17 protein-coding genes and 1 riboswitch are annotated in these 23,464 nt (G+C 64.2%); of the genes, 12 read left to right on the plus strand and 5 right to left on the minus strand.

Annotated features, from left to right (window positions below; translation table 11 throughout):
- Position 1: 1 nt before the first annotated feature.
- Positions 2–1,036 (minus strand): homoserine O-succinyltransferase MetX, encoded by a 1,035-nt coding sequence (metX, locus tag EC912_RS04450; protein ID WP_132141951.1) that lies wholly within the window; start codon positions 1,034–1,036, stop codon positions 2–4.
- A 99-nt stretch (positions 1,037–1,135) separates the two neighbouring features.
- Positions 1,136–1,251: riboswitch (SAM riboswitch) on the minus strand.
- A 197-nt stretch (positions 1,252–1,448) separates the two neighbouring features.
- Here metX and EC912_RS04455 point away from each other — a divergent pair.
- Positions 1,449–2,465: a cysteine synthase A gene (locus EC912_RS04455; protein ID WP_132141952.1), complete on the plus strand. Its 1,017-nt coding sequence runs from the start codon at positions 1,449–1,451 to the stop codon at positions 2,463–2,465.
- Positions 2,466–2,535: 70 nt separating this feature from the next.
- Positions 2,536–4,140 carry a peptide chain release factor 3 gene (locus tag EC912_RS04460; RefSeq protein WP_132141953.1) on the plus strand — a complete coding sequence of 535 codons (1,605 nt, stop codon included), beginning with the start codon at positions 2,536–2,538 and terminating at the stop codon, positions 4,138–4,140.
- Positions 4,141–4,334: 194 nt separating this feature from the next.
- Here EC912_RS04460 and EC912_RS04465 read toward each other — a convergent pair whose 3' ends face one another.
- Entirely contained in the window at positions 4,335–5,990 is a 1,656-nt protein-coding gene (locus tag EC912_RS04465; RefSeq protein WP_132141954.1) for an FAD-dependent oxidoreductase, read from the minus strand.
- Between the two features lie 147 nt (positions 5,991–6,137).
- Here EC912_RS04465 and EC912_RS04470 point away from each other — a divergent pair, with 147 nt between their 5' ends.
- From EC912_RS04470 to EC912_RS04490, 5 genes are read left to right on the plus strand one after another with little or no spacing between them, the layout of a single operon-like run.
- Positions 6,138–7,070, plus strand: coding sequence for a CPBP family intramembrane glutamic endopeptidase (locus EC912_RS04470; protein ID WP_132141955.1), 933 nt, complete (start codon positions 6,138–6,140; stop codon positions 7,068–7,070).
- 60 nt (positions 7,071–7,130) lie between these two features.
- Positions 7,131–10,769 carry a response regulator gene (locus tag EC912_RS04475; protein WP_132141956.1) on the plus strand — a complete coding sequence of 1,213 codons (3,639 nt, stop codon included), beginning with the start codon at positions 7,131–7,133 and terminating at the stop codon, positions 10,767–10,769.
- Positions 10,770–10,773: 4 nt separating this feature from the next.
- Positions 10,774–11,601 carry a CheR family methyltransferase gene (locus EC912_RS04480; protein WP_132141957.1) on the plus strand — a complete coding sequence of 276 codons (828 nt, stop codon included), beginning with the start codon at positions 10,774–10,776 and terminating at the stop codon, positions 11,599–11,601.
- 20 nt (positions 11,602–11,621) lie between these two features.
- Positions 11,622–12,167, plus strand: coding sequence for a chemotaxis protein CheB (locus EC912_RS04485; RefSeq protein WP_243649153.1), 546 nt, complete (start codon positions 11,622–11,624; stop codon positions 12,165–12,167).
- The gene (locus tag EC912_RS04490) at positions 12,164–13,168 is read left to right on the plus strand and encodes a diguanylate cyclase domain-containing protein (protein WP_132141959.1); all 1,005 of its coding nucleotides are present in this window, start codon (positions 12,164–12,166) and stop codon (positions 13,166–13,168) included. Before EC912_RS04485 ends, EC912_RS04490 begins: the two co-directional genes overlap by 4 nt.
- A gap of 859 nt (positions 13,169–14,027) precedes the next feature.
- Here EC912_RS04490 and EC912_RS04495 read toward each other — a convergent pair.
- Both EC912_RS04495 and EC912_RS04500 read right to left on the minus strand, forming a co-directional pair.
- Positions 14,028–16,499, minus strand: coding sequence for an acyl-CoA dehydrogenase (locus EC912_RS04495; RefSeq protein ID WP_132141960.1), 2,472 nt, complete (start codon positions 16,497–16,499; stop codon positions 14,028–14,030).
- Positions 16,500–16,578: 79 nt separating this feature from the next.
- Positions 16,579–17,454 carry an alpha/beta hydrolase gene (locus tag EC912_RS04500; protein ID WP_132141961.1) on the minus strand — a complete coding sequence of 292 codons (876 nt, stop codon included), beginning with the start codon at positions 17,452–17,454 and terminating at the stop codon, positions 16,579–16,581.
- A gap of 140 nt (positions 17,455–17,594) precedes the next feature.
- On the opposite strand from EC912_RS04500, the gene EC912_RS04505 reads away from it, so the two are divergent.
- From EC912_RS04505 to EC912_RS04525, 5 genes are all read left to right on the plus strand, one after another.
- Positions 17,595–18,185, plus strand: coding sequence for a TetR/AcrR family transcriptional regulator (locus EC912_RS04505; protein WP_132141962.1), 591 nt, complete (start codon positions 17,595–17,597; stop codon positions 18,183–18,185).
- A 101-nt stretch (positions 18,186–18,286) separates the two neighbouring features.
- Entirely contained in the window at positions 18,287–20,074 is a 1,788-nt protein-coding gene (locus tag EC912_RS04510; RefSeq protein ID WP_132141963.1) for a phosphoenolpyruvate carboxykinase (GTP), read from the plus strand.
- A 141-nt stretch (positions 20,075–20,215) separates the two neighbouring features.
- Positions 20,216–20,761 (plus strand): RNA polymerase sigma factor, encoded by a 546-nt coding sequence (locus EC912_RS04515; protein ID WP_132142776.1) that lies wholly within the window; start codon positions 20,216–20,218, stop codon positions 20,759–20,761.
- Positions 20,761–21,180 (plus strand): hypothetical protein, encoded by a 420-nt coding sequence (locus EC912_RS04520; protein WP_132141964.1) that lies wholly within the window; start codon positions 20,761–20,763, stop codon positions 21,178–21,180. The genes EC912_RS04515 and EC912_RS04520 overlap by 1 nt, the downstream gene beginning before the upstream one ends.
- A 20-nt stretch (positions 21,181–21,200) precedes the next feature.
- Entirely contained in the window at positions 21,201–22,106 is a 906-nt protein-coding gene (locus EC912_RS04525; RefSeq protein WP_132141965.1) for a DUF4097 family beta strand repeat-containing protein, read from the plus strand.
- Positions 22,107–22,276: 170 nt separating this feature from the next.
- Here EC912_RS04525 and EC912_RS04530 read toward each other — a convergent pair whose 3' ends face one another.
- The gene (locus EC912_RS04530) at positions 22,277–23,230 is read right to left on the minus strand and encodes a hypothetical protein (RefSeq protein ID WP_132141966.1); all 954 of its coding nucleotides are present in this window, start codon (positions 23,228–23,230) and stop codon (positions 22,277–22,279) included.
- Between the last annotated feature and the right edge of the window lie 234 nt (positions 23,231–23,464).

A 23,464-nucleotide genomic window follows, 5' to 3' on the forward strand; every position in this document is an offset into this window, starting at 1 on the left:
TTTAGTCTCCGCAACAATCGTTGAGTACGTGGCGCAGCAGCGGGGCCAGCTGCGCGGTTTCTTTCAGAAAAGCGTCGTGCCCGTAGGGCGAGTCGATGACTTCGAGCGTCGCGGTGCCGGCGAGCCGGCGCTGCAGTTCGCAAAGATCGGCCAGCGGCACGAGGCGGTCGGACGGGAAGCCGACGAGCGTCGTCGGCGTGGCGATCGATTCGGGTGCCACGTCGTGCAGGTCGATGGACTCGGACAGGGCCAGGAAGCGCTCGGCATCGAAGCGTTCGACGAAGCGGCGACCCGCATGCTCGAGATAGTCCTCGACCGGGAAATGGAAACGACCGTCGCGCAGCTCCGGGCCTGCGGCGAAGCGGCGCGAGAATTCCTCGCTGCCGCGATACGTCGTCATTGCCAGCTGACGAGCCAGCGCGAGCGCCTCGTCCGTACGGCCGGACGAAAGCCCGAGCCGCACGATGCCGCGCTGGATCGAACGCTGCGCGGTCGACAGCGGATGCGGGCGATGCGCACCGGCCAGAAGCACCAGCTGGGACAGTTTCTCGGGGTGACGCGCGGCGAAGGCCAGCGCGGTCATGGCGCCATAGGACGAGCCAACGAAGGCACGGGCGCGGACGATGCCAAGGGCGTCGATCAGCGCGGCCAGCGCGTCGGCCTGGTCCTCACTGGAAACCGAAGGCGTGCCACCAATATCCTCCGGCGTCAGCCAGTCGATCGACAGGACACGGCATCCACGCAGGTCGATGGCGGCCGATTCACCGACCAGTTCCTGCCACCAGCCAGAGGCGCGATCGCGGCCGGTGCAGACATCGCGGTCGGCCGAAATGCCACCTTGCACGATGACCGTCGGGGCGCCGGGTGCGCCGCACCAGAGGTAACGGACGTCCACGTCGACCGGACCGCTGCCGTACTTCGGCGTAAAGGTCACGCGACGCGTGCCGCGCTGCTCGGTGAGATCGGCGGTTGCCCGCGGCAAAACGGCGGGAACGACGGCTTCGAAAGGGGTCACGATGGCGGGCTCTGCTGACATTGCGGCGATTCTCCGTAAAGCGGGTTCGAGCTTCCGCGGAGTAGCCAACAAGAGAGGGCTGCCACCGACGGGGCATGCGCGAACGCCGCCCGTCAGGACATCCCATCTATCGGCTGACGCTTTGGATAGCGCCCCGCAGGAGTTGGCACCGTCGCGGAAATCCGCAGGTTGCCCCGGCTTCAAAGGGCCTGTCCCTCAGCCGGTCTCGATGAGTGGAGCCGACGATACGCCCCGAACCGGATACGTGTCAACAGACGTTTAGACGTCCATACATCCAAATTCATCGCGCCGCGCAAGTATTCATCCGCAAGAATCCATGAAAATCGAATGATTTAGCCTGCTATACACCCGAAGCCGATGCGGCCTAAGATCGGCGGATCGCCCGCCCCGGGCCTCGCTCAAATGACCTTTTATGGATATTCGCCAGGACTTCTCAGCCGCCGTCGGCGACACACCCCTGATCCGGCTCTCCCACGCGTCGGCCATAACCGGGTGCGAAATCCTGGCCAAGGCCGAGTTCCTGAACCCCGGCGGGTCGGTCAAGGACCGCACCGCCCTGGGCCTGCTGGACGACGCGGAGCATCGCGGCCTGATCCGGGCCGGCGGCCTGCTGGTCGAGGGCACCGCTGGCAATACGGGTATCGGACTGGCCCTGCTCGGCGCCAGCCGGGGCTACCGCACCCTCATCGTCATGCCCGAGACCCAGAGCCGCGAAAAGATCGACGCGCTGCGGGTAACCGGCGCCGAAGTACGCCTGGTGCCCGCCGTGGCCTATAAGGATCCTGGCCACTACGCCCATGTCGCCCGGGCGCTCGCCGAGGACTTCAACGCCACGGACCCTGGCTGTGCCTGGTTCGCCAATCAGTTCGACAATACGGCCAACCGGGACTACCACGAGACCCATACCGGCGCCGAGATCTGGGCCCAGACCGATGGCCAGATCGACGGTTTCGTCTGTGCCGCGGGAACCGGCGGCACGCTGGCGGGGGTCGGGCGGGCTCTGAAGGCCATGCGTTCGGGCATCCGGATCGCGCTGGCCGACCCTGCCGGATCGGCCCTGGCCAGCTTCGTCAATACCGGCGAACTGAAAGCCGAAGGCACGTCCATCAGCGAAGGCATCGGCAGCAGCCGCATCACGGCCAATTTCGACGGCGCGCCGGTGGACCTGGCCTGGTCGATCCCCGACGACGAATCCGTACCGGTCCTGCACGACCTGCTCCACCGCGAAGGTCTCTGCGTGGGCGGCTCCAGCGGGGTCAACGTGGCCGGCGCGATCCGCCTCGCGCGGACCCTGGGGCCCGGCCACACGGTAGTCACCGTGCTGTGCGACAGCGGTATGCGCTATCAGGCCAAGCTCTACAACCCCCGGTTCCTGCGGGAAAAGGGCCTCCCGGTGCCGGACTGGCTGGACGCCGCCTTCCCCGGCTGAGCGCCCGGTGGCTGAGAGGGCGACCCTGACGCGGTACACTACGCAGTTAAGCCCTCATCGCGCAGCCCTCATGTCTTCACACCTCACCGAAACCCGGCGACGTCGCAGTTTTGCGATCGTCAGCCATCCCGACGCCGGCAAGACCACGCTGACCGAAAAGCTCCTGCTGTTCGGCGGCGCGATCCAGATGGCGGGCTCGGTGAAGGGCCGCAAGGCTGCCCGCCACGCGACATCCGACTGGATGGCGCTGGAAAAGGAGCGCGGCATTTCGGTGACTTCGTCGGTAATGCAGTTCCCGTACGACGACGCCATCGTCAACCTGCTCGATACCCCGGGACACGCGGACTTCTCCGAAGACACCTATCGCGTGCTGACGGCGGTCGACTCCGCGCTGATGGTCATCGACTGCGCGAAGGGCGTCGAGGAACGCACGATCAAGCTGATGGAAGTCTGCCGGCTGCGCGATACGCCGATCATGACCTTCATCAACAAGCTCGACCGCGAAGGCCGCTCACCGATCGAACTGCTCGACGAAGTAGAGTCGGTACTCGGCATCGCCTGCGCACCGCTGACCTGGCCCATCGGCATGGGTTCGCGCCTGAAGGGCGTCTATCACGTGGCGCTGGACGAAGTGCATATCTTCGAGCCCGGCAAGAACTTCACACGCCAGGACTCGACGATCTACAAAGGCCTGGATCATCCGGATCTCGTGGCACGCATCGGCGCCGACGCGTTGAAGGAAGTGCGCGACGAACTCGACCTGGTGCTTGGCGCATCCAATCCGTTCGACATCGAAGCCTACCTCGCCGGCAAACAGACGCCGGTGTTCTTCGGCTCCGCGGTGAACAACTTCGGCGTACAGCTGCTGCTTGACTTCTTCGTCGAGAAAGCGCCGTCGCCGCGTCCGCGCGAAACGCTGACACGCGAAGTCAAACCGGAAGAGGAAAAGCTCACCGGTTTCGTGTTCAAGATCCAGGCGAACATGGACCCCGCGCATCGCGACCGCGTCGCCTTCATGCGCGTGTGTTCGGGTACGTATACCGCCGGCATGAAGATGCAGCAGACGCGTACCGGCAAGGAAGTGCGCATCGCCAATGCGCTTACCTTCATGGCGTCGGATCGTGAAATCGTCGAACGCGCTTATCCCGGCGACGTCATCGGCCTGCACAACCACGGCACCATCACCATCGGCGATACCTTCACCGAAGGCGAGCCGCTGTCGTTCACCGGCATTCCGAACTTCGCGCCCGAACTGTTCCGTCGTGCACGCCTGCGCGATCCGATGAAGATGAAGGCTCTGCAGAAAGGCCTCGCCCAGCTGTCCGAGGAAGGCGCCACGCAGTTCTTCCGTCCGCTGATGTCGAACGATCTGATTCTCGGCGCGGTCGGCGTGCTTCAGTTCGATGTCGTCGCCTATCGCCTGAAAGACGAATACAACGTCGACTCGAGTTTCGAGCCGGTCGGGGTATCCACCGCACGCTGGGTGCATTGCGACGACGCGAAGAAGCTCGAGGAATTCCGCGAGAAGAACGCGACGAATCTGGCGATCGACGGTGCGGGCGAGCTGGTTTATCTCGCACCGACACGCGTCAACCTGCAACTGGCGCAGGAGCGCTGGCCCATGGTGCGCTTCGCGGCGACGCGCGAACATGCTGCGGCGGTGGAAGTTAAGTAAGAGCGCAATCGTTCGCGCTTGCACGAAAACCGTTCGCCTCGCCGCGGATTCCGGCGTGCGCCGGAATGACGGTGAGGGAAGGTGGATGTTGCGGCGCACAGGCCCTCTTATCGTCATTCCGGCGCACGCCGGAATCCGCGGCGGCCACGTGTGGCGAGCGACAAGATCGCACCAGGCGAACGCGAAAGACCGATCTACACCGTCGGGTTGAGGAACTTGTGGATCGCCTGCACCACCACCGATCCCTCGCCCACGCCCGATGCCACGCGCTTGACGGAACCGGAGCGGACATCGCCTACCGCGAACACGCCCTTCAGCGTCGTGGCATACGGCGAATCCATCGACGACACGGCACAGCCGCTACCCGTTTTCACGAAACCCTTGTCGTCCAGATCCAGGCAGCCGTTCAACCAACCCGTATTCGGCTCCGCGCCGATCATCACGAATACGCTGCTGATCGCGTGGACGCTGCGGTTCCCCTTGTCGTCGATCCATTCCACTTCGCGAAGATACGTGTCGCCCGCAAGCCGGTCGACACGGCAATACGTGTGCAACGTGATGCGTGGCGACTGTGCGATGCGCTGGACGAGGTAGTCGGACATCGTCGCGGCCAGGCCTCCCGAACGGACGAGAATGTGCACGTGCGATACGGTACGCGACAGAAAGACAGCCGCCTGCCCCGCCGAATTGCCACCGCCCACCACGACGACTTCCTCGCCATTGCATAGCGTGGCTTCCATCGCTGTCGCTGCGTAATGAATGCCCTGCCCTTCGAAGCGCTCGTAGTCGGGCACGTCCAGCTTTCGGTAGCGCGCGCCCGTGGCGACGACGACGGCGCGCGTCATCACGGTCGAACCATCGTCGAGCGTCAGGCGGTAAGGATGAGACGAACAGTCCATGCCCGACACCGCCCGCGATACGGCCATGTGCGCGCCGAACTTCATCGCCTGCACCTGCGCGCGGCCGGCGAGCGCCTGACCGGAAATGCCGGTGGGAAACCCGAGGTAATTCTCGATCTTCGAACTGGTGCCCGCCTGTCCGCCGGGAGCCAGCGCTTCGAGCACCAGCGTGTCCAGACCTTCGGACGCGGCATACACGGCAGCGGCAAGCCCCGCGGGTCCCGCACCCACGACGGCGACATCGTGTATGTGATTGCCATCCACCCGCAGACTGAAGCCGAGTTCGTCGGCCAGCTGTGCATTCGTGGGATTGCGCAATACGTGCCGGTCCGGCGTGATGACCACCGGACATTCGTGCGGTTCGAGACCGAAGCTGTCGATCAGGTGGCGGGCGTCCTCGTCGATCTCGGTATCCAGCAACCGGTACGGATAGCCGTTACGGATAAGGAAACTGCGCAGCCGGATGGTGTCGGCGCCGTGCGCGGAGCCGGCCAGCGTGACGCCACCGTGCCCATGCTGGATCAGCCCCACCCGGCGAAGGATGAAGGCACGCATGATGATTTCGCCGATATCCGGCTCGGCGGACACCATGCGCCGGAAGTTGGCCGGCGCCACGCGGATCAGGCGCGTATCGGCGCCGGTCCGGCTATTGACCAGGATCTGGCGCTCGCTGAAAAGATCGACTTCGCCGGTGAACTGGTTCGGGCCGTGGACGGTGAAGACATTCGGATTGCCGGCCTCGTCGATGTCGTAGACCTCGATGCAGCCTTCGAGCACGAACAGATAATCGACCCGGCGATCGCCACGCCGAATCAGGATCGTGCCCTTTGGTACATGCTCTTCGCGCCCGTATTGCATGACGCGCGCGGCCATATCCGGGTTCAGGTGCGGAAACGTCTGCTCCTGGCGCATATACGGGTCGGAAGGATTGTGACCGGGCGGCTGGTTCATCGTGGGCATTCCTGAGAGGACGAATACTGCCGGAAGGCCCGGCTCCGACGAACGGTAGTACGCGGCGGGGACGGCATCTTGTACTTATTTATCGCCCCCATGGTGTGCGCTTCCCTTTAAGCTTGCTCCATCAAACAGGGGAAGCCAATGTCCGAAGCCGAAGTCCTGCCGCCGCCCGTACCGCCGACGGTCGAGCCCCGCTGGATGCGCTGGATGCGCTCGCCCGCGGCACGCATCGCGATCTTCGTCGTGCTGCTCATCGTCCTCGGCTCCGTGGCCCGGGCGATCAGCCACGCCATCTACGGCGATTCGCTCAAGCACCTCGCCTTCATGGACGTCACGCCCCTGATCGAAGCGCTGCGCCTGCTACCCATCGTATTGGCCTACTGGATACTCGTTCGTTTCGTGGAGCGCAGACGCATTGCCGAACTGGCCCCGCGCAAGCTCGTCCCCCACGTACTGCTGGGTCTGGCCGCGGGTTTCGCACTCTTCAGCGCGGTCGTGGGCGTCCTGTGGTCCTTCGGCGCCTTCACCGTCTCCGGGATCAACCACGACGTGGTCTGGCTCGGCCCCATCCTCGTCCTGGGCGTCGGGGCGGGTGTCGGCGAGGAAATCATCAGCCGCGGCGTGCTCTTCCGCATCGTCGAGGAAGGTCTCGGAACGTGGGCGGCTTTGCTGATATCGGCGGCCTTCTTCGGCGGCATGCATCTCGGCAACCCCAACGCCACCACCTGGAGCGCACTGGCGATCGCACTCGAGGCCGGCCTGCTGTTCGGCCTCGTCTACCACGTCACCCGCTCCCTCTGGGTCTGCATGGGCATGCACGCTGCCTGGAACGTCGCGCAGGGGCCCTTTTACGGCATTCCCGTGTCCGGCTTCGACCAGCATGGCCTGCTCGCTTCGCATATGCAGGGCCCGGACTGGCTGACCGGCGGCGCATTCGGTGCCGAAGCATCGGTCGTGGCGCTTGCGTTGTGCTCGATCCTGACGGCAGTCTGCCTTGCCGTGGCGATTGACCGCGGCTCCATGGTGCCGCCGTTCTGGCGCCGTCCGAACCGGCACCTGCCCGTTACCATCTGATCGCACGTATGTAGCCCCAGGCAAGGATGCCGGTTTTCCCTAAGCCTTTCCGGTATCCATATGTCGTCCAGCAGCAAGAAACAGTCATGGCTGGCCAACCAGCCACTTCAGCGCAAGATGCTGATTGCCATCTGCGCCTTGCTCGTCGTCCTCCTGGCGGCGAGCGCCGCCAACCTGCTCTCTCTGGCCCGCGAAAAGGAAACCAGAGCCTGGTCGATGCACACCTATGAAGTGCTGGTGGCCCTGGCCGATGTGGAGAACGATGCGCAGAGCCGGCAGGTCGCCGCCCGCGGCTACCTCCTGAACCTCTCGACCAGCGAGTACGCGGATCTGGAGAAAGCGGATACCGAGCTCACCGCCAGCCTCGCGAAACTCCGCGAACTGACCGCCGACAATCCCCTCCAGCAGGGACGCATCGACCGTCTGGTCGAGATGCTCGACCGCTGGGAAAAGGAAGTCATGAAAGGCGCCATCGATCCCATGCGGGAAATCGGCGCGGCATCGACGCCAGAGGCATCCCTTGCGCGCGACGCTATCCGCCGCACTTACCTCGACCGTCGCACGGTATTGATGACCGACGTCCAGGCGCTGATCGCCGACATGACGGCCACGGAAAATGCCTTGCTCGTCCAGCGTAACGTCGCACTGGACGACACCCTGAACCTGGTCCGGGCATTCAACATCGGCTCGATTCTCGTGAGCCTGCTGTTCGCCGGACTGGTGCTTGCCATGACCTTCCGCCTGATCACGCGCCCCATCGTGCGCATGACCGAGCTGATGACACGGCTGGCGGCGCACGATCACAATGTCGACATCCGCCAGCTGGACCGTCGCGACGAAATCGGCCAGATCGCACGCGCCCTGCACGTCTTCAAGGAAATGGCGATCGACACGGCCGGCCAGACCTGGCTCAAAAGCGGCGTGTCGGCCATTTCCAGCAAATTGCAGGGTGCGACGACCTACCGCGAATTCGCCAATGTGCTGACCGGCGAACTGGTGCCGCTTCTGGAAGCGGGCGTCGGCGTGTTCTACATATGGAACGACGACTCATCCACACTCGAACTCCTCGGCAGTTACGGTTACCGCCAGCGCCGCCACGCCACGACCGGGTACGCCATGGGCGAAGGCCTGATCGGACAGGCTGCCGCCGAACGCAAAACGATCGTTCTTCAGGACGTTCCGGACGACTATGTCCGCATTCATTCGGGCACGGGCGAAGCGCCGCCACGGTCGATCGTCGTCATCCCCGTGCTGTCGCGCGATGCGCTGCTCGGCGTCGTCGAGATCGGCAGCTTCGCGCACCTGACCGGTGTTCAGGAGCAACTGCTCGACGAGTTGATGCCTATCGTTGCGCTGTCGCTGGAGAATCTGGGTCGCGCGCTGCGCACCCGCGCCCTTCTCGACACCACCCAAAGGCAGGCCGACGAACTGCGCACTTCCGAAGACGCGTTGCGCGCCCAGCAGTCGGACCTTCAGGCAACGAACGCCGAACTCGAAATCAGGACGTCCGAACTCCAGGAGCAATCGCAGCGCCTCGTCGCGTCGGAAGAAGAACTCCGGGTACAGGCGGAAGAGCTGCACGCATCCAACGAAGAGCTGCGCGAGAAAGGCACGACGCTCAACCAGCAGAAAGACGCGCTGGAGATATTGCAGCGCGACACGCAGGAAAAGGCCGAGGAGCTGGCACGCGCCAGCCAGTACAAGTCGGACTTCCTCGCCAACATGTCGCATGAACTGCGCACGCCGCTCAACAGCCTGCTTATCCTGTCGCGCAGCCTCGCCGACAACGACGAGAACAACCTCAGCGGCGAGCAGGTCGAATCGGCACGCATCATCCACGATGCGGGCTCCAACCTGCTGCGGCTCATCAACGATATTCTCGACCTGTCGAAGGTCGAAGCCGGAAAGATGGAGCGAGTGATCGACGATTTCGCCATCGCCGATCTCGTTCGCACCCTGGGCCGCACGTTCAACCACGTCGCCCAGGAAAAGAAACTCGGTTTCACCATCGATGTCGAGGCTGGTCTTCCTTCCACTATCCGGACCGATGCCGCCAAGCTCGAACAGGTAACGAACAACCTGCTGAGCAACGCATTCAAGTTCACGTCCGACGGAAAAGTCACCGTGCATATCGGTCGCCCGTCGGCCAGCCTCGCTTTACCGGCGACCCTCGATCGCGCCACCGCCGTCGCCATCGCGGTGACCGATACCGGCATCGGTATTCCCAAGGAAACATTCCAGCGGGTTTTCCACGCCTTCGAGCAGGTCGACGCGAGCACCAGCAGGCAGTACGGCGGCACCGGACTGGGACTGGCCATTTCGCGACGCATCACCGAACTGCTGGGAGGCGATATCGTGCTCGCCAGCGAGCCCGGCAAGGGAAGCACGTTCACCATCGTCATTCCCGAACAGGCAACGGAAGACGGCACGCGTCCGGAACCCATTCCACGCGAGCAAGCCGCCGCCGAGGCCACGCTGCCGCTCAGTCCCGCATTGATCGCCGACAGCATCGACGACGACCGCGCGACGATCGTCTCGGGCGAAACGACCATTCTCATCGTCGAAGACGATCCCGCCTTCGCCCGCATTCTCGCCGACATGGTCCACCGCAAGGGTCATCGCGTACTGGCGTCGGCGGATGGCGAATCCGGTCTGCAACTCGCTCGCCAGTTCCAGCCCACGGGCATCCTCCTGGACGTCATGCTGCCCGGCATGGACGGCTGGACGGTCATCGAGCGCCTGAAGGGCGAACCGCGCACGCGCCATATACCCGTCCATTTCATTTCGGCGACCGACGATGCCACGCGCGGCCTGGAACTCGGGGCCGTCGGCTTCCTCACCAAACCCGTCAGCCGCGAGGCCATCTCCAAAGCATTCGAACGCCTGCTGCATTTCGCCGAAGGACGCACGCGCCATCTGCTCGTGATCGACGACGATGCCAGCGCTCGCACGGCGGTGCGCACCCTGCTCCGCGACGACTCGGTCATCATCGACGAAGCGGCGTCGGGCGAAGAAGCCTTGGTCATGACGGCCGACAACACCTACGACTGCATCGTGCTCGACCTGGGTCTCCCGGGGATCTCAGGCATGGACTTCCTCGAACGCCTGTCGAAAGCGGGCAATGTTCCGCCCGTTGTCGTCTATTCGGGCCGGGATCTCAGCCGCGAGGAAAGCCTGAAAATCAGACAGTACACAGACAGCATCGTGGTCAAGGGAGCACGCTCGCCCGACCGTCTGCTGGACGAGGTCAGTCTGTTCCTGCACAGCATACGCAGTGGCTCGAGGCGCGCCGATGCCGGCGACGCCCATCAGGGCGAAGTCGGACTGAACGGTCGCAAGGTGCTGCTCGTCGACGACGACATGCGCAATCTCTTTGCCCTGTCGAAAGTACTCCGGGCAAAAGGTATGAACGTGGTGATGGCACAGGACGGCCAGAAGGCACTGAAAGCCATCGACGACGACGGCTCGATCGAACTGGTGCTGATGGACATCATGATGCCGGTCATGGACGGCTACGAGACGATGCGCGAGATTCGCGCACGCCCAGCCGTCGCGCGCATCCCGATCATCGCGCTCACGGCCAAAGCCATGCGCGGGGATCGCGAGAAATGCCTGGAGGCCGGCGCCAACGATTATCTGTCCAAACCCATCGATGTCGATCGTCTGCTCTCGATGATCCGCGTCTGGCTGCCGTCCTGATCCGATGGATATCGAGGACATCGAAATCGAACTGTTCGTCCGCGCCATGCAACTACGGCATGGCTACGACTTCAGTGGCTACGCGCCTGCATCGCTGAAGCGGCGCGTGCAGCAGCTGGTGCGCACGCACGATATGAAAGACATCAGCGAGCTGAACCGGCACGTCCTTCACGAAGACGGCTTTCTCGCCCGCGTGATCGAAGGTCTATCGGTACCCGTCTCGGAAATGTTCCGCGATCCGAAGGTTTTCCGCGCCCTGCGCGACACGGTATTCCCGGTACTCGCGTCCTACCCCCAGATCAACATCTGGCAGGCAGGCTGCGCCCATGGACAGGAGATCTATTCGCTGGCCATCCTGCTGGAAGAAGCCGGGCTCTACGAGCGTTCGCAGATTTACGCGACGGACTTCAACGATGCCGCGCTCGCCCTGGCGCAGGAAGGCATCTACGCGACACGCGATGCACGCGACTGGTCGCGCAACTACCAGGAGGCCGGCGGCGCCCGTTCGCTCAGCGACTACTACAGCGCACGCTACGACTTCATCAAACTGGACCATCGACTGCGTCGCAACGTCACGTTCGCAAATCACAATCTGGTGACCGACGACGTGTTCTGCGAAGCGCATCTGATCTTGTGCCGCAATGTCCTCATTTATTTTTCCAATCCGCTGCAGGACCGTACGCTTGGCCTGTTCCGCGACAGCCTGGTGCGCGACGGCTTCCTTTGCCTGGGCACACGCGAAAACATCGATTTCGCGCCCTCGGCTATCGATTTCTCCGCCGTCGACAGCAGCCTCAGGATTTATCGGCTCGGAGGGCGACTCGCGAAATGAATGCGTGGAATGCAATCCTCATGGGCTGCAGCGCCGGCGGACTCACCGCCCTCCAACACGTGCTCGCGGAGCTCGACCCCGACATCCCCCAGCCCATTCTGGTCTGCTGCCATACCGGGTCGGCCGATGTCGCCCTGTTGTGCGAGCTGCTCGCGCGGCATTCGCGCCTGCCTGTCGAGGAAGCGCGCGAGCGTGCGCCGGTACGTGGTGGCGTCGTACACGTCGCGCCCAGCGGCTATCACCTGCTCGTCGAACCCACGCTGCGCTTCGCCCTGAGCGTCGACGACAAGGTCGCGTACTCCCGGCCCTCCATCGACGTCATGTTCGAGTCCGCGACCGACGCGTTCCAGGGACACCTGGTCGCCGTCCTGATGACGGGTGCCAATGCCGACGGCGCCGAGGGTCTTGCTTATGTACGCCGGCACCACGGATACGCCGTCGTCCAGGACCCGGCCAGCGCCGAGGCCAGTGCCATGCCCCAGGCCGGTCTCGACATCGCCGGCGCGGACGCATGCGTGCCGCTGAACGCCATCGCAGGAACGCTCAACCGCTTATGTCTGCCATGAACGCCTTACGTCCCAAGATCCTCGTCGTCGACGACACGCCGGCCAACCTGGTCGCCATGCGCCGGCTGCTTGCACGCGCCGACGCGGATATTTTCGAAGCCGGCAGCGGCAACGATGCGCTTGCCCTGTGTCTGGATCACCAGTTCGCGCTTGTACTGCTCGATGTGAACATGCCGGAGATGGACGGCTTCGAAGTCGCGCAGCTGATCGCCGAGGCCGACCAGCTGCGGGAAACGCCGATCATCTTCGTTACGGCCGCGTATGGCGACGACGTCAATCGCATGAAGGGCTATACCTCCGGTGCGGTCGACTATATCGCCAAGCCGATCAACGACGTGATCCTGCAGTCGAAAGTACGCATCTTTCTCGAACTGTACCGGGCACGGGCCCTACTGCAGCAGGCGCTGGACGAACTGTCGCTGCGCAACACCCAGCTGACCAGCGAGGTCGCCGAGCGCACGCGCATGGAAGAACTCGTCCGCCATCAGGCCACGCACGATGCGCTGACCGGCCTGCCCAACCGTGTGCTGTTCCGCGACCGGCTTTTGACGGCTATCGATCAGGCGAACGAAAAAAACCTGCACTTCGGACTGGCATACATCGACATCGATGGATTCAAGAACGTGAACGACGAGCACGGGCATGGCACGGGCGATGCGCTCTTGCAGGCCATTGCGTCGCGACTGAATGGCCGCACTCGTGCGGATGACACCGTCGCCCGGCTTGGCGGCGACGAATTCGCCGTACTGCTGAAGGATGCGACGGATGCCAATGCCGCGCTGGCACGCTGCCAGACGCTGTGCGACGCCATCGCGGAACCCTATACGCTCGACGTACACGGCGAGCGCATCGCGACCAGGATCGGTGCCAGCATCGGCGTGGCGATGTTCAGCCGCGACCCGGACGGCGATGGTTACGACCGGCTGGTAGCCCGCGCCGATACGGCGATGTATGAGGCGAAGCGCAGCGGCAAGAACCGCTGCGTCATGGCGCCCGGCTAACCCCTCGGATCATCGTATCCAGCAACGCCCATACGCGCCCGACTCCCTGGTCGACGTAGTCATGCCCGTCGCCTGGTTTAGGCCAGGTAGCGAGCAGACCCGGCAGATATCCCTGTGCAATGGTCGCAGCTCCGTGGGAGCGCGCCTGCGCGCGAAAGGGTGCTCGCCGATACGATCCGGTTAAGGGCAGCCGTTGCTCGGCTCGTGTTGGCAGCGGCTTCGTCGGCTCACGCCCGTGCCTCGGGGAAGCCGCGACCGGGTTGGCCCTTGGGGCCTTCGGCGCCGTCCCTGCGGGAGCGGGCCGTAGCGCCGCTTCGCTCCGTCACTAGGCGTCGCGGCCCTCGGCTAAGGCGGCCCCAAGGGCCAACCCGGCCACGGCACCGTCGGTTGCGGTTTGTTGTGGGGAGAGCGTGAGCCGAGCACGTGATGGGACAGGACCGGCATGCGGTCAGCTCTGTCCATACGTCGACGCGATGCTTTCCTCCACGTGACCGCAACGTTCGGAAGAGCCGTCGGCCACCACCCTCGACGCGACTTGCGCAACCGAGCGCGAAGGGCGGATCAGGCCCGCAGGGGGCGGACCTGGACGGTCCGCCGTTTTTGCTGAGGCAGGGATGCCGAATCAAAAACCCCCGCCCGCAGCGCGGGCGCGACGGGGCGCAGCCATCAGACACAAGCCGCGCAGCGGCTCTCCCTTCCCGAGCGACGGTGAAGCCGGAGCGTCGAGGGTGGTGGCCGACGGCTCTCCCCGAAACGTCCGAGCGCGAAAGCGATGGCGAAGCCGAGCCCTCCCCCAAAGGCGTGAAGAACAAAAAAAGGCCCGCGTTTCCGCGGGCCTTTTTCCCCATCAACGCGAACCTCAGGCCGCCTTGACGCTCTTCACCGGATGCTCGCCGCGAATAACGGCCGAGCGCAGTTCCGACGTGTCGAAGTCGTCGACCGAGATGAACTCGGCGACGCCATCACGCACGCGCTGGAGCAGTTCGCGCTCCGCCGCGGTGATGGCACCCAGCTTCTCGGCTTCGATCAGCTGGTCGTTGTACTCGTGCGCCTTGATCAGGCCGCTCTTCTGCGCCTTCACCAGCTTGCGCTCCACCGGCTCGGCGGCGATCACGTCGGGCAGCAACGCATTCATGCGGCCTACCGTGTTGTTCGCCGTCGGGGTCAGATATGTCCATGTCGTCAGGCGATCGCGCGCTTCGCTGGGCGCCGTGATCAGCGCTGCGACGCGACGACCCAGGCGATCCGACGGCGGCACTTCGCGACGGCCGAACGGGAAAACCAGCGCGCGCAACACCCACGCCACCGGACGCACCGGGAAGTTGCGGATGACGCCATCGAGCGCTTCCTGCATGCGGTACACGCATTCATGGAAGGCCCACGCCAGCAAGGGGCGGTCGGCTTCCGGGCGCCCCGTATCCTCGTAACGCTTCAGCATGGCGCTGGCGATGTAGAGGAAGCTCAGGACGTCGCCGAGACGCGCGGACAGCTTTTCCTTGAACTTCAGCTTGCCGCCCAGCACACCCATGGCTACGTCGGCGCAAAGCGCCAGCGCGGCGGAGTAACGATTGAGCTTGCGGTAGTAGCGACGGGTATACGCATCGCCGGCGGTTTCGCCGATACGCGACGCCGTGATACCGAGCGTGAAGCTGCGCACCGCGTTGGAGATGCCAAAACCGATGTGACCGAACAACGCCTTGTCGAAGGTGTTCAGACGCTCGCGATAGTCTTCGATAGCGAGCGCCTGCATTTCCTTCAGCACATAAGGATGGCAGCGGATGGCGCCCTGACCGAAGATCATCAGGCTACGCGTCATGATGTTCGCGCCCTCGACCGTGATGGCGATGGGCACGCTCTGCCAGCCGCGCCCCATGTAGTTCTTCGGGCCGAGGATGACGCCCTTGCCGCCGTGCACGTCCATCGCGTCGCTTGCGATCTGACGGCACCATTCGGTGGCGTGGTACTTCGCGATGGCCGACGGCACCGCCGGCTTCTCGCCGCGATCGACGGCTGCGGCCGTGGCGCGCGACAGCGCCTGCGTCGCATACGTCAGTCCGCCGATGCGGGCCAGCGCTTCCTCGACACCTTCGAAGCGGCCGATCGCCAGACCGAACTGCTTACGCATACGGGCATACGAACCGGTAGCCGACACGGCCATGCGCGCGGCACCCGTGGCGTTCGACGGCAGCGAGATCGCGCGACCGACCGACAGGCATTCGACCAGCATGCGCCAGCCCTGCCCGGCCATGTGCGGTCCGCCGATCAACGTCGACAGCGGCACGAAAACGTCCTTCGCGTGAATCGGGCCATTCTGGAACGGCGTATTCAACGGGAAGTGGCGACGACCGATTTCCATCCCCGGGGTTTCACGCGGCAGCAGCGCCAGCGTGATGCCGAGATCTTCCTTTTCGCCCAGCAGCTTGTCCGGGTCGTACATGCGGAACGCGAGACCCACCACCGTGGCAACCGGTGCCAGCGTGATGTAGCGCTTGTCGAAGGTCAGACGGATACCGACGGTTTCCTCGCCGTTCCACATGCCCTTGGTAACGATGCCGTAATCCGGAATCGACGTAGCGTCGGAACCGGCATAGGGACCGGTCAGCGCGAAGCAGGGAATTTCACGGCCGTCCGCAAGACGCGGCAGGTAATGGTTCTTCTGTTCGTCGCTGCCGTAATGCATCAGCAATTCGCCCGGCCCGAGCGAGTTGGGCACAGCCACCGTGGACGCCAGCGTCTGCGACATACTGGACAGCTTCTGCAACACCGCCGAATGAGCCAGCGCGGAGAAGCCGAGGCCGCCGTAGGTCTTCGGGATGATCATGCCGAAGAAGCGATTCTTCTTGAGGAATTCCCAGATGTCCGGCGGCAGGTCCGCCAGCTCGTGCGTGATCTGCCAGTCGTCGACCATGCCGCAGAGTTCTTCGACGGGGCCATCGAGGAAGGCCTGCTCTTCGACGCTGAGCTCGGGTTTCGGCTGCTTCAGCAGCTCGGACCATTCGGGCTTGCCCGAGAACAGCTGGCCCTCGAAACCGACCGTGCCGGCTTCGAGCGCGGTCTGCTCGGTAGCGGAAAGCTTCGGCGTGACCTTCGCGAACAGCGAGAGCAGCGGCGCGCTGATCTTCTTGCGGCGGAAATCCACCATCAGCAAGGGAGCGGACACCAGGGCGAGGACGATCAGCAGGACCACCGTCGTGACGGGCGCGCGGGCAAGCAGCCCGACGACCAGGACGGTGACAGCCGTCGCCACGACCCACGTACGCAGGCTGGTGCGGTGGTAGGCACACGCGCCGGAGGCGATCAGCGCCGCAAGCACAACAAGAATCACGGACATCGGGGTTACCTCGTTACTGTCTTCAGGCTTCGATGCAGCCGGGACGTTTCGGACCCGGCCGGTTGGTACTCAGGTTCGTTTACAGAGTTTCCACAAACGCGGCGATTTCCCGCGTGAACGTGTCATTGGCGTCGCCGGCGACCATGTGGGTCGCGTCCGACAACGCCACATGCCGCGCGTGCGGAACCAGTCGCAGGAATTCGTCGACGGTGTCGCGCGACACGACGTCGCTGCGGCCACCGGATAAAAGGAGAACGGGCACCTGGACTCGAGCGGCAGCGGCGAACAGACGCGGCTGATAGCGTTCGCTTTCGGCGACGACGCCCTCGAGCAGCGCCGGGTCCCAGTGCCAGCGCAGGCGGCCCGTTTCGTCCTGACGCATCAGTGGCTTCAGCTGCGACTCGGTCTTGCGTTCGCGACGATGAGGCATATAGACCTCGATCGCCGTCGCGGCCTCGTCGTAGCTGGCGAATCCATCGGGGTGCGCGCGCATGAAACCGAGGATACGTTCGACGCCGGCCGTTTCCCACCGTGGCGTGATATCGACCAGCACCAGCGCCGAGAAAGGCGCAACGCCCTCGGACTCGCCCGCGACCACCAGGCCGAGCAAGCCGCCCATCGAAGCGCCGACCAGCACCGGGGCCACGCCATCTTCGCTGGCCCGCCGGGCGACGACAGCCCCCAGGTCGGCCACGAACTGTTCCATGTGATAGTCGCCGCCGGGCACGCGATCGCTTTCGCCATGGCCTCGCGCGTCGAAAGTCGTCGCGTCGAAGCCGCGTTCGGCAAGGCTTCGGGCGGCGCCCGTCCAGGCGTGCCGCGTCTGGCCAAAACCGTGTGCGAAGACCAGCGAGGGCCGGCGCGAACCGGGCCACCGTTCGACGGCGATAGAGATACCGTCACGGGACACGACGGTCTCGCGCCGGGATGTAACGAGGGAAGGATTGGCAACCATACGCCTGAGTATGTAACTCCATGGCCACTGCGTCAATACGCCGCCGTACGGTCATTCAACGCGTTGAAAGTCAAGGTCTTATGCAGCATGGCGGGGCACACCCCGATTGCAATGCGCCGCCGGTCCGCTACCATGCGCCGATGAATGCCGGTGCCAAAAACGAACGAGTCCGTCTGTCCGCCGAAGATTGGGAAGACGGCGCCCTGGCCCTTATCGCCGAACAAGGCGTGGGCGCCCTTGCTGTCGAAGCCCTTGCGCGGCGCCTCGGCGTCACCAAGGGTAGCTTCTATTGGCACTTCCGTACGCGCGAAGCCCTGCTCCAGGCGGCACTGGAACGCTGGGAGGAGTACGGCGAGCGGGAAGTCCTGGGCAAGATGGAGCTGATCAGCGATCCGCGCCAGCGCCTGCCGGAATTGTTCCGCCGCGTGGCGCACGAATTGCAGCCGCACCGTGTCTACGCCGCCCTGCTGAAAGCGTTGGATCACCCGCAGGTGGTGCCGGTCATGGCGCGCGTTTCCCAGCGACGCATGGATTTCCTCAACGCGATGTATCGCGAGGCCGGTCTGGAACCGGTTACCGCCCTGCATCGCGCGCGTCTGACCTATGCGGCGTACGTGGGTTTCCTTCAACTCAATTTCACGCTGGGATTGCCGCGACTCAGTCACGATGAATTCGACGCTTACGTCGAACATGTCATCGCGACGCTGACGCCGGAAAAGACCGGCAACTGAACGATACGGCGCAGGATGCTGCGTCGTACCTTGCCAATACCAGCGCTCGCAAACTACTGTCTCCCCATGTTTTTGCATGGAGACCACGAAGGATGCGCGAAATGGCAAGCTCTCTGGAACCGTTGAATCGCTGGGTCGATGAAGTCGCCCGGCTCACTCGGCCAGACCGGATTCACTGGTGCGACGGCTCCGACGCCGAGTACGACAGTCTCGTCGAAACGATGCTCGGGACGGGCGACCTGATCGCACTGAACCCGGAAACGAACCCGCGCAGCTATCTGCACCGGTCGCATCCTTCCGATGTCGCCCGCGTCGAACACCTCACCTTCGTCTGCACGCCGAAGGAAGACGACGCCGGCCCGAACAATCACTGGATGGCACCGGCCGACGCGCACGCGAAGATCGACGCCCTCTTCGACGGCGCGATGAGCGGCCGCACCATGTATGTGATCCCCTATTGCATGGGCCCGATCGATTCGCCGATCGCCCGCTGCGGCGTGGAGATCACCGATAGCCCCTACGTCGTCGCCAACATGCGCATCATGACGCGCATGGGTACGCCGGCGCTGAAGCGCATCGAGCGTGAAGGCCGCTTCGTCCGCGGCCTTCATTCCACGGGCGACCTCGATCCCTCGCGCCGGTTCATCATGCACTTCCCCGACGAACTCTCGATCAAGTCGATCGGTTCGGGCTACGGCGGCAACGCCCTGCTCGGCAAGAAGTGCCATGCGCTGCGCATTGCCAGCTACCAGGCGCGGCAGGAAGGCTGGCTGGCCGAACACATGCTGATCGTCGGCGTGGAAAATCCCAAAGGCGAAAAGCACTACATCGCCGCGGCTTTCCCGTCCGCCTGCGGCAAGACCAACCTCGCGATGCTGATTCCGACCGAAGGCCATCGCAAGGACGGCTGGAAGATCTGGACCGTCGGCGATGACATTTGCTGGATGACGCCGGGCGAAGACGGACGTCTATGGGCCATCAATCCGGAAGCCGGCTACTTCGGCGTGGCGCCGGGCACCGGCCCGAATACCAATCCCAGCGCGCTGGCCACGCTAAGCCACGATGCGATCTTCACCAATGTGGCGCTCACCGCCGACAACCGTCCCTGGTGGGAAGGTCTTGGCGAAGGCGAACCGGTGACCGACTGGCAAGGACGTCCTTACGACAAGGCGAACGGTCCGGCGGCTCATCCCAATTCGCGGTTTACCGTCAGTGCGAAGCAGTGCCCGAGCTGGGCTCCCGAAGCGGAAGAAGCGCGCGGCGTTCCCCTTTCGGCCATTGTCTTCGGCGGTCGCCGCCCCTCGCTGGTTCCGCTGGTGTTCGAGGCCAGGGACTGGGCGCATGGCGTACTGGTCGGCGCGGCCATGGGCTCGGAAACCACAGCGGCGGCCACGGGCGCGGTGGGCGTTCTGCGTCGCGACTCGATGGCGATGAAGCCGTTCTGCGGCTACAACTTCGCCGATTACTTCGCGCACTGGCTGTCCTTCGACCAACCCGGCGCGCACCTGCCGAAGATCTTCCACGTCAACTGGTTCCGCAAGGATGGCGACGGCGCCTTCATGTGGCCCGGCTACGGCGACAATCTGCGTGTCCTGGAATGGATGATCGGCCGGGTCGAGGGGACCGTACCGGGTCTCGAAACACCGATCGGCACGGTACCCGCCGCAGGCGAACTGAATGTCCGGGATCTTGCACTCAGGAATGGCGCCCTGTCCGAACTGCTGAACGTGGACATCGAAGGCTGGCGGGCCGAGCTGGATCATATCGGCGAATACCTGGACAGCTTTGGCGAGCGGATGCCCGAGCGGCTGAAGGCGGAACGCAAGCGGGTCGGTGACGCTCTCGTCGCGGCAGCGGTGGGTATGGAAAAAGAACGCGCGATAGGTTGATCCAAAGCACACCCCGAAGGCAAAACGCCCGGCACTCGCCGGGCGTTTTCGTTTACCCCGCCACAATCCTTAAACCATTGCGCCCCAACGGGCATCCAAGCTGGCAAGATGAGCGCCCTATGCCTCGCCAGCAAAACATTCATGCAGCCTGAGCTGCCCGCGGAATCGTCCGACGACGATGTCGTGCGCGCCGCCGCGGCAGGCGATCGCAAGGCGTTCGAAACGCTCTACCGCCGTCATGCCGACCGTGTGTACGGCGCGGTCCTCCGGCTTGCCGCATTCGACCATGCGCGGGCGGAAGACCTGGTCCAGGAAGCCTTCGTGAAGGCGTGGCAGAAACTGGAGAGTTTCCGTTTCGAAAGCGCTTTCGGTACATGGATCTACCGCCTTGCGGTGAATACGGCGCTGATGTCCATACGTGCCCGCAACGCGGACCCGGTCACCATCATGGATGACGAACACCTTCCGGATCAGGCCGACCGGCCGTTCTGTCCCGCGGAACGCGAGGAACTCGAACAGGCGATCGGCGCACTGCCCCCGAGGGCTCGCGCTGTACTGGTATTGCACGACGTGGAAGGCTGGAAGCATGAGGAGATCGCCACCGAACTCGGTATGGCGGTCGGCTCGTCGAAAGCGCAACTGCATCGCGCGCGGGGCCTGCTCCGTCGCGCGCTTGGAGAAAAGTGATGAACGAACTCGATTACCTGCGCCAGATGCGCGCGATGAAACAACCGGTCACGCCGCGGCGCGATCTGTGGGCGGACATCGACCGTCGACTCGACGAGTCTGCGACGACAGCTCCCCCCAGTCGCCAGCGTGGACGCCCATGGCTGATGGCGGCGGCAATCGCCGGCGTCGCGGTGCTGGGTGGCGGGTTGGGACTCCATCTGATCGCGGCCAACCCGGCCCCCGACTTTGCCAGCGCTCCAGCCTGGAAGCCGACCGATCCGCGCCTTTCCGGCGCCGCCGTGGAACTGGACGCCGCGCGCATGGAACTGAGCCAGGCCATCCAGGATTCGCCCGACTCCCCGGCGTTGCAACGCCTCCTGGAACGAACCGAACACCAACGCGATCGCCTGCGTCACATCGAACAGCAAGCCGGCTAAGCCTCGCAGAAGAGAATCCCATGAAAACGCTCTATTACGTCCCCCTGCTGCTGGCTTTGTCGATCGGTCAGGCCCTCGCCGGCACCCCGATCAATCTCAATCGCGACGTGCGCGCGAATGCTCACGTCAATATCGACAACGTGAAGGGCGAAGTGACCGTCACCGCCTGGGATCGCAATACCGTGCAGGTGTCGGGCACGTTGGGCGATGGCGCCCGACCGCTGGAAATCGAAGGCGACGAGCACGAAGTGAATATCAAGGTCGAGTCGGGCGGTAAATCCGGCTGGATGAGCTGGGGTAACGATACCCGCATGCAGGCCACCATCCTCAACATACGCGTGCCCAAATCGGTCGACGTGGACATCAATGTCGTCAGTGCACCGGTCAGTATCGACGGGCTCGATGGCGGACGCATCAGCATCAATACGGTCAGCGGCCGCGTGCGTGCCAGCGCCCGTACACCGGCCATCGAAGTGCAGAGCGTCAGCGGCAATATCGACTTCTCCGGCAAAGCGAACAAGGCCGACCTGCAGACCGTCAGCGGCGACATCGTCGCGCCGACCGTCGCCGAAAAAGTGGACGCACAGACGGTATCCGGACGCATGACAGTCGGTGGCGGCCCATGGCGCCAGGCGTCGTTCAGCACCGTATCGGGGGATGTCCAGGTCAATGGCGGTCCCGCCCGCGACGGCAAGATCGATGTCGACTCCATGAGTGGCGACGTGCAGGTGCAGCTACCGTCCGACACCTCGGCACGGCTCGCGGTCTCCACCTTCAGCGGCGAAATCCGCAGCGACTATGGCAGCGCGTCGAAGGGCGAGGACGGTCCGGGCAAGGAGCTGAAGGCGACGATCGGCGACGGCAACGGATACGTGCACATCGAATCGTTCAGCGGCGACGTGAAGATACGCAAGCAGGATCGGTAAGCGATCTCCAACGGCTTTGTGCAGGAGCGCGCTTGCGCGCGATCCCTACAGAGCGAAAAGCTTGTTTCTTCGATGACGCGGGCGGTCTGCAAGTCGGGGTGCGGCGATCGTTGGCGACACGCTCCGCTTCGGATCGCGCGCAAGCGAGCTCCCACACAACAACTAGCGACTCAGAGATCCTGATGGTACTGGACGTACGGCGTGCGGCCCTGATCCGGCTCCGGACCCGCGGCGGGCGTCGGGGCATTGCCCGAGGACCAGACGTTCTGCGCACCGACACTGAGCGCGCCGCGCCACGGCAGATGCCAGGTAACGCCAAGATCGATGGACGACCAGCGACGATCGCTATTCAGGCCATTGATGGCGGCGGCTTCCGGCTGCATCGTGCGACCGGTGATCGAGCCGCTGACCGGACCGCGCTCGACGCCGAAACTCAACGCTTTCTGGTCGATCGAACCGACACCCAGCAGATTGCCGGGCAGTAGCCGGATACGGCCGACGCTGGCACCGAGGTCGATACCGTTGCGTCCGTCGAAATTCACCCTGCCGAAGGCATTCAGTTCGGTGCTGGAGGCGAATACTCCCAGCGGCAGACCGGACGCCGTCGACAGACCGGGCACGACACGCGGAAGCACCGGGTTGCTCGACGAAGGGCGGGCGGAGCCGATGCCAACGCCAAGGCTGTAGGCATCGCCACGGAAAGTGGCTCCTACTTCGCTGCCCACGATGCGCGGCGGCGCGCCGGGGGTGCTGCACAGATCCGTACGGGTGGAAACGCTGCTACCGCAGGATTCGGTGGAATTGAGCCACGCCTGGCCGCTTACGTCGGCATGCGCCTGAAGACGCGGCCCCAGGTCGTACTGAAGACCCGACGTGATCAGCCGCGAGCTGTCCAGCGGACGCAGACTCAATGGAGCGGTCGGCGCCGGGTTGTCATCGGTGTGCACGGCCAGGGTCCGGCCGTCGGGGGCACGCCACAAGGGCGTCGTGGTACCCGTCGTTTGCCACGAACCCGGCTGCTGACCCAGCAACCGTGCGGCTTCCGCGTCATTTCCGCCAGGCACGACCTGACCGGCCGCGGCGAGCGGCAGGAGCAGAAGCAAGGTGGAAAGTGATCGGCGCATAGGTATCGTGTCGACAAGGTTGGCTGAAATCCCCGAGGTCCCGTCACAGCCATACGAGAACAGCCCAAGGATACCCCATTTTACTTTTTACTAACACCCCATCTGGGTCGCTTCAGGAAAGGCTTACGCTGCCGTTTAACCATGGCGGGCCCCCGGTTCCCGGCCTTGCACCTGACTTTCACAACCCTCCCGGAACATCGCCGCAAGCGGCCATACCCATATAAACTGCCTCAA

The sequence above is a fragment of the Luteibacter rhizovicinus genome (assembly GCF_004342265.1).
In the GTDB taxonomy this organism is placed as follows: Bacteria; Pseudomonadota; Gammaproteobacteria; order Xanthomonadales; family Rhodanobacteraceae; genus Luteibacter; species Luteibacter rhizovicinus_B.

What these genes read in the sequence shown, in the direction of transcription:
- metX (WP_132141951.1), bottom strand. Translation starts at nt 1,036, where the DNA reads ATGTCAGCAGAGCCCGCCATCGTGACCCCTTTCGAAGCCGTCGTTCCC.
- EC912_RS04455 (WP_132141952.1), top strand. Translation starts at nt 1,449, where the DNA reads ATGGATATTCGCCAGGACTTCTCAGCCGCCGTCGGCGACACACCCCTG.
- EC912_RS04460 (WP_132141953.1), top strand. Translation starts at nt 2,536, where the DNA reads ATGTCTTCACACCTCACCGAAACCCGGCGACGTCGCAGTTTTGCGATC.
- EC912_RS04465 (WP_132141954.1), bottom strand. Translation starts at nt 5,990, where the DNA reads ATGAACCAGCCGCCCGGTCACAATCCTTCCGACCCGTATATGCGCCAG.
- EC912_RS04470 (WP_132141955.1), top strand. Translation starts at nt 6,138, where the DNA reads ATGTCCGAAGCCGAAGTCCTGCCGCCGCCCGTACCGCCGACGGTCGAG.
- EC912_RS04475 (WP_132141956.1), top strand. Translation starts at nt 7,131, where the DNA reads ATGTCGTCCAGCAGCAAGAAACAGTCATGGCTGGCCAACCAGCCACTT.
- EC912_RS04480 (WP_132141957.1), top strand. Translation starts at nt 10,774, where the DNA reads ATGGATATCGAGGACATCGAAATCGAACTGTTCGTCCGCGCCATGCAA.
- EC912_RS04485 (WP_243649153.1), top strand. Translation starts at nt 11,622, where the DNA reads ATGGGCTGCAGCGCCGGCGGACTCACCGCCCTCCAACACGTGCTCGCG.
- EC912_RS04490 (WP_132141959.1), top strand. Translation starts at nt 12,164, where the DNA reads ATGAACGCCTTACGTCCCAAGATCCTCGTCGTCGACGACACGCCGGCC.
- EC912_RS04495 (WP_132141960.1), bottom strand. Translation starts at nt 16,499, where the DNA reads ATGTCCGTGATTCTTGTTGTGCTTGCGGCGCTGATCGCCTCCGGCGCG.
- EC912_RS04500 (WP_132141961.1), bottom strand. Translation starts at nt 17,454, where the DNA reads ATGGTTGCCAATCCTTCCCTCGTTACATCCCGGCGCGAGACCGTCGTG.
- EC912_RS04505 (WP_132141962.1), top strand. Translation starts at nt 17,595, where the DNA reads ATGAATGCCGGTGCCAAAAACGAACGAGTCCGTCTGTCCGCCGAAGAT.
- EC912_RS04510 (WP_132141963.1), top strand. Translation starts at nt 18,287, where the DNA reads ATGGCAAGCTCTCTGGAACCGTTGAATCGCTGGGTCGATGAAGTCGCC.
- EC912_RS04515 (WP_132142776.1), top strand. Translation starts at nt 20,216, where the DNA reads ATGCAGCCTGAGCTGCCCGCGGAATCGTCCGACGACGATGTCGTGCGC.
- EC912_RS04520 (WP_132141964.1), top strand. Translation starts at nt 20,761, where the DNA reads ATGAACGAACTCGATTACCTGCGCCAGATGCGCGCGATGAAACAACCG.
- EC912_RS04525 (WP_132141965.1), top strand. Translation starts at nt 21,201, where the DNA reads ATGAAAACGCTCTATTACGTCCCCCTGCTGCTGGCTTTGTCGATCGGT.
- EC912_RS04530 (WP_132141966.1), bottom strand. Translation starts at nt 23,230, where the DNA reads ATGCGCCGATCACTTTCCACCTTGCTTCTGCTCCTGCCGCTCGCCGCG.